The sequence below is a fragment of the Streptomyces daliensis genome, from assembly GCF_054782395.1.
In genome coordinates, this window is sequence record NZ_BAAGSO010000019.1 from 1 (window position 1) to 11305 (window position 11305).

Annotated in this window: 11 protein-coding genes; all 11 read left to right on the top strand. The window is 70.5% G+C overall.

Annotation, left to right across the window (positions count from 1 at the left end):
- Positions 1-549 precede the first annotated feature (549 nt).
- Complete coding sequence (locus ACYVOO_RS05170; RefSeq protein ID WP_461014440.1) at positions 550-939, top strand: hypothetical protein; 390 nt, start codon at positions 550-552, stop codon at positions 937-939.
- A gap of 8 nt (positions 940-947) precedes the next feature.
- On the top strand, positions 948-1928 hold the full coding sequence (locus tag ACYVOO_RS05175) for a bifunctional lytic transglycosylase/C40 family peptidase (RefSeq protein WP_461014441.1): 981 nt from the start codon (positions 948-950) through the stop codon (positions 1926-1928).
- A 126-nt stretch (positions 1929-2054) separates the two neighbouring features.
- A complete protein-coding gene (locus ACYVOO_RS05180) occupies positions 2055-2324 on the top strand; it encodes a hypothetical protein (protein ID WP_461014442.1) in 270 nt (89 codons plus the stop codon).
- Positions 2325-2327: 3 nt separating this feature from the next.
- On the top strand, positions 2328-3638 hold the full coding sequence (locus ACYVOO_RS05185; RefSeq protein ID WP_461014443.1) for a hypothetical protein: 1311 nt from the start codon (positions 2328-2330) through the stop codon (positions 3636-3638).
- Positions 3619-5208 carry a hypothetical protein gene (locus tag ACYVOO_RS05190; RefSeq protein WP_461014444.1) on the top strand — a complete coding sequence of 530 codons (1590 nt, stop codon included), beginning with the start codon at positions 3619-3621 and terminating at the stop codon, positions 5206-5208. Before ACYVOO_RS05185 ends, ACYVOO_RS05190 begins: the two co-directional genes overlap by 20 nt.
- Before the next feature lie 3 nt (positions 5209-5211).
- Positions 5212-6738 (top strand): SCO6880 family protein, encoded by a 1527-nt coding sequence (locus tag ACYVOO_RS05195; protein WP_461014445.1) that lies wholly within the window; start codon positions 5212-5214, stop codon positions 6736-6738.
- Positions 6739-7125: 387 nt separating this feature from the next.
- Positions 7126-8172, top strand: coding sequence for an ATP/GTP-binding protein (locus ACYVOO_RS05200; RefSeq protein WP_461014446.1), 1047 nt, complete (start codon positions 7126-7128; stop codon positions 8170-8172).
- 11 nt (positions 8173-8183) lie between these two features.
- A complete protein-coding gene (locus ACYVOO_RS05205; RefSeq protein ID WP_461014447.1) occupies positions 8184-8519 on the top strand; it encodes a DUF6238 family protein in 336 nt (111 codons plus the stop codon).
- Positions 8519-8758, top strand: a complete 240-nt coding sequence (locus ACYVOO_RS05210) for a hypothetical protein (RefSeq protein WP_461014448.1) — start codon at positions 8519-8521, stop codon at positions 8756-8758. The genes ACYVOO_RS05205 and ACYVOO_RS05210 overlap by 1 nt, the downstream gene beginning before the upstream one ends.
- Positions 8759-8809: 51 nt before the next feature.
- Positions 8810-10249, top strand: a complete 1440-nt coding sequence (locus ACYVOO_RS05215) for a type IV secretory system conjugative DNA transfer family protein (RefSeq protein WP_461014449.1) — start codon at positions 8810-8812, stop codon at positions 10247-10249.
- Positions 10246-10752 carry a hypothetical protein gene (locus tag ACYVOO_RS05220; protein ID WP_461014450.1) on the top strand — a complete coding sequence of 169 codons (507 nt, stop codon included), beginning with the start codon at positions 10246-10248 and terminating at the stop codon, positions 10750-10752. The genes ACYVOO_RS05215 and ACYVOO_RS05220 overlap by 4 nt, the downstream gene beginning before the upstream one ends.
- Positions 10753-11305: the final 553 nt, after the last annotated feature.

An 11305-nucleotide genomic window follows, 5' to 3' on the forward strand; every position in this document is an offset into this window, starting at 1 on the left:
TCGCCGCACCATACGACGCGCCTGCCCATCCCCAGCATTGATCCACCCACCCCAGCAAGAGCCATCAGAAACGACCTAGCCCGTCGGTACTCAAGGGAATGTCCCCCTCATAACCGAATGCCTTGAAGTCGGAACCTAATTCCAGGAACTAGGTTCCGACTTTTCTTTTGGTTCGAGTTGTCCGCAGACCTCTGTCAGGATCTGGGAACGGCCAGCGCAAAAGCGTTCCTGGCCCCGGAACCTTTTCCCGTCCTGTGAAGGGGGCGTTGCGGTCCTCAATCTCGCTGGGCCGCAACGCCCGCTTACCTGTGAATTTCTTGCTCCAAGGTTGGCTCACCCATGCCTCATCGCAATTCCTTCGTCCAGATATCTTCTGCGATAAGCGTTGCCATGTTCCTCGGCGCTGCGTCTACCGGATGCTCCAGCTCGACTGGAGACCAGCCGAGGTCGGGTACCGCGCGGCCCCACTCTGTCTCCGCGAGGGCGACGGAGACGACCGCGCCGAACACGGCGTCCTCCGTGCCGTCGAGTACCTCTCTGCCGCGCGGTGTGGAACGTGTCGCTCGGGATTTCACGACTGCCTACGCGCAGCACGACGCTCGTCACGGCGGCGACCGGTCGTACGCCGAAGCCGGGGCGCGGGCGGCCAAGTTCGCCTCGGGCGAGCTGGCGGACGTCCTCTCGCAGCAACGGCCGAGCCAGGGCAAGGCGTGGGCGGCGCTCCGCGCCGAGCAGGCGCGCCAGAAGGTCAAGGTCACTTCGGCGGTGGTTCCTGATGGGGCCCCTGCGGTGAGCGCGTCTTCCGCTCTCGTGCGGGTCGGCTACACCCTGACGACGGCGCCGGAGTCCGGCCAGCCACGGCGCAGCAGCGAGCAGCTCGTGGTGCGCCTGGAGCGCACCTCCGAGGGCTGGCGTGTCACTGCTCTTCCCTGGGCCTGACGGTCGCCATGCGGAAGGGCGCAGCAGCCGTTCTGGGGCTCATCGCGGCCATGGTGGTCGGAGGCATCGCGCTGCTGGTGATGTCCGGTGGAGCCGTCTCCGCCACCGCCCAGGAGACCGGGCCGGGCGGCGGGATCGCCACCGACGCTCCGGTCCCCGGCTGGGTGCGCAAGCTCATCAACAAGCATGCGGATGAGGCGTGCCCGCAGATCACGGCGTCGCTTCTGGCCGCGCAGCTCTACCAGGAGAGCCGGTTCGACCCCAAGGCGGAGTCGTCCGCGCATGCCGTGGGGATCGCCCAGTTCATCCCTTCGACCTGGGCCCAGTACGGGGTGGACGGCGACGGGGACAAGAAAAAGGACCCCCTCAACCCCGCCGACGCCGTCGCCTCGATGGCGCACTACGACTGCGTCCTGGCCACGGAGGTCAAGGACGTTGCGGGGGACTCCACGGAGAACATGCTCGCGGCGTACAACGCGGGCGGCGGCGCCGTCCTCGAATACCAGGGGATTCCGCCCTATCCCGAGACCCGCGACTACGTACGGACCATCCGCAAGCTGGCCGCGAAATGGGCTGACACAACCGTGCCCGACGCGACGGCGGGCAAGGGGGCGGGGCGTGCCATTTCCGCTGCCAAGACGGCTCTGAACACCTGGTACCAGTGGGGCGGAGACTGCGTCAGCCCTTACCAGGGCCAGGGCGGATGCGACTGCTCATCGCTGGTCAAGATGGCCTGGAGCAAGGCGGGTGTGAACCTGCCCCGCACCACCTACGACCAGGTGCACGCGGGAACGGCCGTCGAGAGCATGTCTCAACTCCGGCCGGGCGACCTGCTCTTCTCCGTCCCCGGAAGCGCCGGTCCCGAGCACGTCGGCATGTACCTCGGCGACGACCGGGTCATCGAGGCCCCGCACACCGGCGCCCAGGTGCGGATCAAGCCGCTCAGTTACTGGAAGCCCCAGATCACCGCGATGCGGCACGTCGGCTGACCGACGCACACAACGCATTCGGAACACCCCCCAACGAAGGAATGCACATGCACAACCTGCTCAACCTGGCGGCCGACCCCTCCCTGCACACGACGCTCGCCGCAGGAGGCGAACGGAGTGGGCGTGGTGAGCGGCGTCAAGCCGAACTGGGGTCCCTTCGCGAAGCTCGGCGGGACGGCGAAGGTGATCCTCGGCGTCATTGCGGCCGTCGTGCTCGCTATCGGCGTCGGCGCCTTCCTCGCCGGGCTCGGCAAGTCGAAGGGCTGGTTCGGCGAGGGGCATTCCACCATGGACAGCTCGCGCGGCAAGGGCATGATGATCGGCGGCCTGACCTGCATCTTCCTCGTGGCGTCCCTGGGAACGATCATCGCTACGACGTACGGCATGGGGGTGTGACCCGTGGCCGTAATCCCTCGGAGGACCAGCTCCTCCAACCGAGAGCCCGCCGGGCAGCCGTCGACGGTGAGGCCGTGGAGCATCGCACTCGGCGCGGTGGCGGCCGTCACCGTTGCCGGGATCGCCGTCAGCGTGACCACCGGCAGTGCGAAGACGCCCTCCACCGCCGCTTCCCCGACCAGCCGCCCCGGCCCGACGTCGCACGAGGACCGTGTACGGGTGCTGGACGGGGTGCCCGTCGGCTACCCGCGTACGAAGGCCGGCGCGAAGGCGGCGGCGGCCAACTACACCACCGTCAGCGGCAGCACGGCCTTCCTCACCGACAAGAAGGCCCGGCACCGCGCGACATCCGTCATGGCCACCAACGACGCCGCCTCGACGGTGACCGAGAAGGCGGACGAGACGGCGAAGGACGCCGCGAGCGCGCTGCGGGGCGACAAGGCGAAGGTCAACGCGAAGAAGGCGGTCTCCCGTACCGGTGTGCTCTCCGCCCGCGTGCTGGGCTTCGACGGGCACAGCGCCATGGTCCGGCTGTGGACCACCACGGTGCGCGGCAGTACGTCAGGGCACGCGACGCTGACGTCGGACTTCCGCGCCGTGACCGTGACCCTGGCCTGGGAGGACAGCGACTGGAAGCTCAAGGACAGTTCGCGCACGGCGGGCCTGGTGGCTCCGGCCGACGAGAGCCAGGCGTCGAACGTCACGAGTGACTTCTCCGACTACATCCCCGACGCCGCCCACGACCCGGTCGTGAGCGGCGCTACGGGGCAGGACGGCTTCCCGGCGCCCTACGAGCGCAGCGAGTCCGGGGCGCACGCTGCCGCCACCAGCGCCGCCGTGCTCTACGGCGACCCGCGCTTCTACACCGACGAGGGCTGGCGCCACAGGATGCTGGCCGCCACCGCGGCGCCGTCCGTACGGGAGTCGGTCGTCGCCGATGCCGATTCGACGGCGCAGTTGGTGAGGGAGAACCGGGGGCTCGGCAGCGACGGCGCGACGGCGGACGGTGCGGAGCTGATCACGCGGACGGCGGTGCTCGCGACGCGGTCCGTGTCCTGCTCGGCGCGGGCGGCGAGCGTCGAGCTGTGGACCGCGTCGGTGGGCGGGCTCGCGGGGCAGGACGAGACACAGCGCCCGCGCATCGCCTACCTGCGCATGACGGTCGACCTCACCTGGTCCGGCGGGACGTGGAAGACGACGTCGGTAACACCTTCCGAGCCGCTCGTGCCGTCTCCCCTGGCATCCGAAGAGGCCACCCCAGCCGACAGGTTCACCGACGTAGGGGGTGCCCGCAGTGCGCCTGCGACCGCGTGAGGACGCCCCCGGGCTCCTGGCCCTCGAACGACGCGCGCCGTCGCGCTGGACCCGCCGGGCGCACACCGTGGCGGCGGGCGTCGTGGCCCTCGGCTTCCTCTTCGTGCCGTCAGCCGTGGCGAACCCGTTCTGCTACATCCCCATGGTCTGCGAGACGAAGGAGGCCATCGACTTCGCCTCGGACCCGCTGGGTTTCCTGTTGCAGGCGCTCACCGAGGCGAACATCTGGTTCCTGCGCAAGATGCTGGAACTGATCCAGAACACCACGGAGATCGACCTCACGAGCAGCACCTTCATCAAGCAGTACGCGCTCATCTTCGCGGCGTCCTCGCTGTTCACCGTGGCCCTGTGGCTGATCGCTGTCGCCAAGCGCGCCGTACGCGGTGTCGGAGTGACCACGGCCGTCGGGGAAGCGGTCGGGTTCCTGCTGCTCCAGTTCGTGGTCAACGCGATGACGCCCGGCGCCATCGCCCTGCTGATGAAGGCCATCGACGAAGTCACCGCAATCTTCGAACCGTACGCCACCGCCAACTTCACACCGTTCCTGGAAAACCTCCTCAAGATCATGGCGGCGAATCCCCAGGTCGGTGCGGGGCAGCTCCTGGCCGTCAACCTGATCATGCTCGCCGGGGCCCTGCTGATGTGGATCGAGCTGTTGATCCGCAGCGCGGCGATCTACGTGGCCGTCGCGCTCGGTCCGCTGGTGAACGCGGGCCTGGTCGACCGGGACCTGTGGGGCAAGAGCAGGAAGTGGTTCGGGGCCATCTTCGCGATCGGCCTGAGCAAGCCCGTGCTCTTCGCGTTGCTCGGCCTCGGCGGCGCCATCCTCAGCGACTCGTCGGGAAACATGTCGGACGCGGTCTCCAAGACGCTGGTGGGCGCGCTGATCCTGCTCCTTGCCGTGTTCGCCTCCGCCACGCTCTACAAGTGGCTGCCCGCGTTCGGCGACGAGATGTCCCAGCTTCACCACGACCGCAAGACGGGTCAGTCGGCGGGCCCGGCCTCCGTCATCGACGGTCCCGGCCAGCACGCGAACCGGGCGATGAGCATGCACGTCCAGGACGCGCTGGTCGGAGGCGGAGGCGGGGGCGGCGGCGGAAAGGCCGCCGGGGGCAAGGCGTCGGCAGCGGCAGGCGGCAAGGCGGCCTCCTCGACCGTGGGCGGCGGCACGGCCGCTGCCGGTCCCATGGGCGCGGCGGCCACGGGGGCGAAGACCGGTGTCGACGTGGCCAAGAAGAAGGCGGCCGAGGCCCCCGGCGCACGAGGGACGGGCGCCGCTGACGGCGGCACCGGGCAGGGCCAGCCACAGCAGGGCGGCGACGGAGCCGCAGAACCCGGCGCCCCCGCCTCTGCCCGCCCCCAAGGCCCGACGAGCGGCCCGATCGTCGGCTCGGGCCCGAGGCCGGGCCCACCGACGGGCGGCGGACCTGGCGCCGACGCCGCTCCGGAAGGCCCCGCCCCGGCCCCTCCGCCCTCCGCACCCGGCTCCGGGCCTGCGGCCTCCGCCCCTCCGCCTTCTCGCCCGACCGGTGATCTTCCCGGCCGTCCGGACCCCAGCAAGGACCAGTGACCCATGTCTGTTCGCACGTACCAGTTCGGAAAGCACCGCCCCACGGGGCTGGTGGGCAGGCGCGACCTCGGGGAACAGGTCCTCCTCGGCGCCGGTGCAGCCCTCGGGGTCCTGCTCGGCTACCTCTTCAGCGGCGCGACGGCTCTGGCCGTGACCGGCATGGCCCTGCCGGTCCTGTGCGCACTCGCCGTGGTCTACGCCCCGTACCGGCCCAAGGGCACCTCGCAGCGCCGCACCGTCTACCGCTGGTGGCGCATCACCCGCTACCGCCGACGGGCACTGCGCCGCACGGGCGGCGTGTGGGTTTCGCCCGCGGTCGAAGCCGGTACGGGCCGCGACGGCAGGCCCCCGCGAGCCGCTCTCGCGGAGCCGGAGGGGATCGCCGGGATGACCTGGGTGCCGGTCACGGTGCGCGGCCAGGACGCGGTCGTGGTCCTCCAGCCCGAGGCGGGATGCGTCACCGCCGCGCTGGAGGTCGCCTCTCCGGGACTGGGCGGCAAGGAGGCCGCGGAACAGACCGTCGCCCTGGAGCGCTGGGGCGAGTTGCTCGACGCGTTCGGCAACGCGGAGGAGCACCCCGTCAAGCGCATCCAGGTCCTCGCCCGCCAGGTGAAGAGCGACCCGTACGCCCATCAGCGCTTCCTCGCCCAGCGCGACGCGTCCGCGGCGGCCTCCGAGGCGCCGCAATGGCTGAAGGACTCCTACGACGTGCTCGCCGACGCCGTATCCACCTCGGCCGAAGAGCACCGGTACTACCTCGCCCTCCACGCGAAGTTCAGCAGGAACCTGGCCTCCGAAGGCGCCGCCCGCGCTGTGGGCGACGAGGGCGTGGCCGCCGCGACGGGCACCTACCTGGAAGAGCTGTGGGCACGCGCCGAGGACGCCGACCTCTCGGTGATCGCCCCGCTGGACGAGGGCAGGCTGACCGCGTTCATCCGCAACTCCTACGACCCCGACCACGCCATCTGGGACACCGGCCTGCCCCGGCCGCACGCCTTCCCCCGCAACGTCGACGTCCGCGACGGCGCCCACTTCGCCGCCCGCGCAGCGGGCTCGGCCTCGTGCTGGTACCACGCCACCGCGGCCGTCGTCGGCTGGCCCACCACGCCGGTCGGCCCGGACTTCCTCTCGCCGCTGCTGATCGGCATGCCCGATGTCATCCGCACCATCGCGATCACCCAGGAGCTGGAGCCGAACGACAGGGCCGTGGACCGCATGCTGGCGGAGGACACGAACAACCAGGCGGAGATGCTCCGTGACCGTCAGCGCGGCAAGAACATCGACCCGCGGGACCAGATCGCCGCGCGCGCCACCGGTTCGCGGGGCATGGCCCTGGCCTCCTCGGGCGCGGCCGGAGCCGCCGTCGTCGGCTACCTCACCGTCTCCTCACGCACCCCGGAGGAACTGGAGCGCACCAAGCGCACCACCGCCTCCCGCGCCCGTAACGCCCACCTGCGGATCGAATGGCTCGACCTGGAGCACGCGCGGGCCTTCGCCACCACCCTGCCCTTCGCCGGAGGCATCAAGTGACCGACCTGCTCGACGCCAGCCCGCTGACTGCGATGTACGAGACGGCCCGTCGCGGCCTCTACACCGAGACCACCACCAGCCAGGCCCTGTACCTGCCCATCGCACCGCCGACGCTGGGATCGGCAGGCGCCATCATCGGCCGCGAGCTGTACTCCGGGAAGGCGTTCATCTACTGCCCCTTCACCGCCTTCGGGGACGGCCTGCCCGGCGGCAACATGATCGTGATGGGCGACACCGGACGGGGGAAGAGCGCGCTCACCAAGACCTACACCGCCCGGCAGATCCGCCTGGGCCGGAAAGTCGTTGTGCTGGACACCAAGGAGCAGAAGGAGCGCGAGGAGGGTGAGTGGGCCGCGCTGGGGCGCTCGCTGACCGGGAAAGGCCCCGGTGAAGTTCGCTCCGGGCGGCGGCCGGGGCGCCTCCTGCATCAACCCCCTGGACCCGGCCATCGCGGGCAAGCGGCAGGTCGAGCTGGTCCGCACGATCGCGGAACTCGGGCTCGGCAAGCCGCTGGACGAGTTCGCCGGCTCAGCGCTGCGGATCGCGATCCGACGGGCCCACCAGCGCGCCGGTGAACTGGGGCGCGCACCCGTCCTCGCCGACGTCGCCGCCGCACTCCGGGCCCCGGAGGAGTCCGACGCCACAGCAAAGAAACGCACGCGGAACGACCTTCTCGGGGACGGGCTGGAGGTCTCCTACGTCCTGGACCGGCTCTGCGGGAACGAGGACGACACCACCGGCGATCTCACCGGGATGCTCGACGGCCCGACCAGCCTGGATGTCGACCTCGACGCCGACATGGTCGTCTTCGACCTGACGAAGGTCCCCAGCGGCGGCGTCGCCATGACCCTCCTCGTCGCCGTCATCTCCGTCTTCCTCGAAGAGGTCTGGCTCCGGCCGCTGTGCGAATGCGGCACCGAGCCGAGCCAGCACGACCGCGTGGTCGTCGACGCCAACTCCGGGGCCTGGGAACTCGGCCCGAACCGGGACGCTGGCTGCAAGCGCTACACCCAGCGCAAACGCATCCTCGTCTGCGAGGAGGCATGGCACATCCTGGGCACTCCGCAGCTCGCCGCGCTCCTGGAGAAGTTCCTCAAGTTCGCCCGCGGCTACGGCCTCTCGTGCATCTTCATCGTCCATCACCTCAGCGACATCGACGACTCCGCGGAGACGGCCGCCGCGCTGAAGATGGCCGACACCATCGTCATCTACAGCCAGAAGAAATCCGAAGCGGACGCGACGGTGGCACGCCTGGGCCTGCCGTCCTGGACCGCCGGGCACATCATGCGCCTGCGCCGTGGCGTCGCCCTGTGGAAAGTCGGCGAAGTGATCTACCCCGGCGTCCAGCACCTCCTGGTCGAAGCCGAGCAGCACCTGTGCTTCTCCTCCGGCTCCATGACCGACCTCACCAGCACTTCCCCGGACACGGAATGAGCCGACACAAGATGAGCCGACACCGCCCCCTCGCCACCGTCGACGCGACCGTGCTCCCAAGGGACGAGCACGCGGTACGCAGCGACATCGACCAGCTCCACGCCGAGGCCCTCGCCCTCGCCCGCCGCATGAAGCAGCTCTCGACCACCCTGAACCACGGCGACTACTGCGCAGCCGGAGGACGCCTCCAGACGGGCGTCGGCCACGTATGGCGGGCCGCCGAGGAACTGCACAGCGCCTTCCACACGGCCCCGCCACGGTGCGCCGGACCCGACGCCTCGCTCGCCCTCCTGTGCCGTCGGCGCATGCGCTACCTGGCCGCACGCGTCGCACGGAGGGCCGCGTGATGGAGGGGACCTCGCTCGTCCTCTACCTGCTCACCGCCGTGTGCGGCGTGGCGCTCCTCGCGGTGTGGTGCACCACCAACCGCACCCGGCGCAACGCGGGCTTCGCCTCCAAGCGGCGGCTCAAGAAGCAGCTCTCCGCCAAGAGCGTGCTGAAGGCGCACGAGATCCGCCCCTCCCTCACCGCCGCCCCGTCAGCGGCGGTCGAGCTGACCAAGCCACATCAGGCCGCCGACCGCTGACACCCGGCCTGGACGCACCGCACCGCCCCCGCACCACTGGAGTACCTGGCCATGTCCCCTTCTCCCCACGACTTCGGCTACTTCCTCGGCACCTCCCAGCGGCCGAAGGGCGTCGAGCTGTGGTCCCGCGCCGACAAGGCGTGCCGCGTCATCGGCCCCATGGGCAGCGGCAAGACCATGCGGTTCTTCGCCCCCACCATCCGTGCGTGGACCGGGCCGGTGCTGGCCACCTCGACCAAGGCGGACCTCGTCGAACTCACCCTGGACGCCTGTCGGCAGGATGACCGGCCGGTCATGGTCTTCGACCCGCAGAACATCGCCTCCTCGCTCCCGAAGTTCCGCTGGTCACCGATCACCGGCGCCTCGGACACCGAGACCGCCATGATGCGGGCCAAGGGATTCGTCGCCGGGTCACGTATCCCCGGCGCGGCGGCGCAGTCCAGCGAGGGCGCCGTCTTCTACAAGGGACAGGCCGCCAAGGTCCTGGCCGCGTTCCTCCACGCCGCCGCCCTCGACGGGGCGGGCATCGACCAGGTGCTGAAGTGGGCCAGGAAGCTCACCGACCCGGCGCCGCTGGGCATTCTCAACGCCCACCCCTGCGCCGGTCCCGGCTGGGCGGACATGCTGCGCACCGCCAGCACCGGCGACAGCCGCACCGTCGGCAACACCGCCTCCACCCTCGACGCCGCCCTGGAACCGCTGATGCACCAGTCGGTGCTCGACGCCCTGGCCGACGGAGGCGAGGACGCGACGGACTTCCGCGCCTTCCTCGACGCGGGCGGCACCCTCTACATGCTCGGCAAGGACTCCGAGGTCAACTCGGTCGCACCGCTGACCACCGCCGTGACCGAAGACCTCCTGGACATCGCCGAAGCCCACGCCATCGCCTCCCCCACGGGACGGCTGGACCCCCCTCTCCTCGCGGCCCTGGACGAAGCCCCGAACATCGCGCCCATCCCCTCGCTGCGGCAACGCGTCGCGGACGGCCGGGGGCGCGGCATCACCGCGCTCTACGGTCTCCAGGGCTGGGCCTCGGCCCGCGCCCGCTTCGGCGAGGAAACGGCCGCCGAACTCGCCTCGTTCACCAACCACGTCGTCGTCTTCGGCGGCGCGAAGGACCCCGCGTTCCTCAAGGACATGTCGGACCTGTGCGGCGAGGTCGAGCGCGTACGCAAGACCAAGACCACCACCGGAGGTCACCAAGGCGGCCACTCGACCGCGACCCACATGGAGAGGGAACCGGTCCTGCGCGGCGACGAGATCCGCGGCCTGGCCGAGGGCCACGCCCTCGTCCTCGCCGACAACCTCCCGCCCGTCGTCACCCGCCTCGACGGCATGTGGACCTGGAACTCCTGGCCCCGGATCGAAGCCCACGTCCACGACCTGCGGAAAGCCAACGAAGAAGAGCGCATCCGGCAGGCCACCGCGCAGCACCGCCAGCGGCGCGCACACGCCGCCGCCTGGGCGGACCGCGAGGGAGCCGCCACGTGACGGAGAACCCGCTCGCCCGCTACGCGCCCTTCCCCGAACCGCCCGCGCTGATCGCCAACTACCTCGCCGAGCGTGCCTCGGAGCAGTCGGTGGTGGACGGCCCCTCACCCTGGGACCTCGGAGCCCTGCCCGCCGAACTGCTCGCACCCATGCCGGACTGGCTCGACTCCGTGTGCCGCTGGCTCAACCAGACCTACGCCTGGCAGCCGCACCACGTCATCCCGCCATGCTGGGCACAGCACGAACACCTCGCCTACGAGATCGCGGCCCTCGCCTTCGCCCGCACCGACGCCTACGAGGACCCCGGATCGACGGTGCTCTGGCACGAGCAGTACGACCGCTTCCTCACCCGCATGAACAACGCCCTCGGCAAGACCGGCGACGAATGCCGCGTCGGCCGCCACGACCACCGGCCCGCCCGCTTCCAGCTCGCCGCCTGGCCACCGTGCACCCCCGCAGCCGAGGCAGCCCGGCCAGCCGCACCAGCAGAGGGGAACGCCTGATGTTCACGAACCCCGACATCGTCCTCGCCCCGCACCCGCACCGCGGTCTGGTTGCCCACAGCGGATGGGAACAGGTCGAGGCCCGAGCCGTACTCCGCGACTTGGGATGGCAGTGGGAAGCAGAACTCCACGCCCTCGTACCACCCGACGACATGACCGAGGCCGACGCCGGAACCCATGCAGTGGAAGCCCTGGAACTCCACGGACACCGCACCGGGTACGCGACGGGCCCGTACGGCGTCATGCGGCTGACTACCGACCGCGCCGAACAGGTCTTCGCGAGGGCCGCCGTACACCCACCGTACGAAGGGCGGAGCCTTCACGCAGAAGGGAGGGGCCATGAATCTGCGACGCGGGCCGTCGAGCCTGCCAACTCGCGGGTACGGAAAGGGGAACCGTACGGACACCGGCTGGAGCACGTGCAGGCGGTACCGGAGAGGACCGATGATCCTCCGGCCCTCTGAGTGGGGCATCGTGTTGCGGGGCTTCACGCGGACGGATTCCCGGTACGTATCCTGCGCCTAGTGGGATGCATGAGGGTGGTTCGTCCAGT

What these genes read in the sequence shown, in the direction of transcription:
- ACYVOO_RS05175 (WP_461014441.1), top strand. Translation starts at nt 948, where the DNA reads ATGCGGAAGGGCGCAGCAGCCGTTCTGGGGCTCATCGCGGCCATGGTG.
- ACYVOO_RS05195 (WP_461014445.1), top strand. Translation starts at nt 5,212, where the DNA reads ATGTCTGTTCGCACGTACCAGTTCGGAAAGCACCGCCCCACGGGGCTG.
- ACYVOO_RS05205 (WP_461014447.1), top strand. Translation starts at nt 8,184, where the DNA reads ATGAGCCGACACCGCCCCCTCGCCACCGTCGACGCGACCGTGCTCCCA.
- ACYVOO_RS05210 (WP_461014448.1), top strand. Translation starts at nt 8,519, where the DNA reads ATGGAGGGGACCTCGCTCGTCCTCTACCTGCTCACCGCCGTGTGCGGC.
- ACYVOO_RS05215 (WP_461014449.1), top strand. Translation starts at nt 8,810, where the DNA reads ATGTCCCCTTCTCCCCACGACTTCGGCTACTTCCTCGGCACCTCCCAG.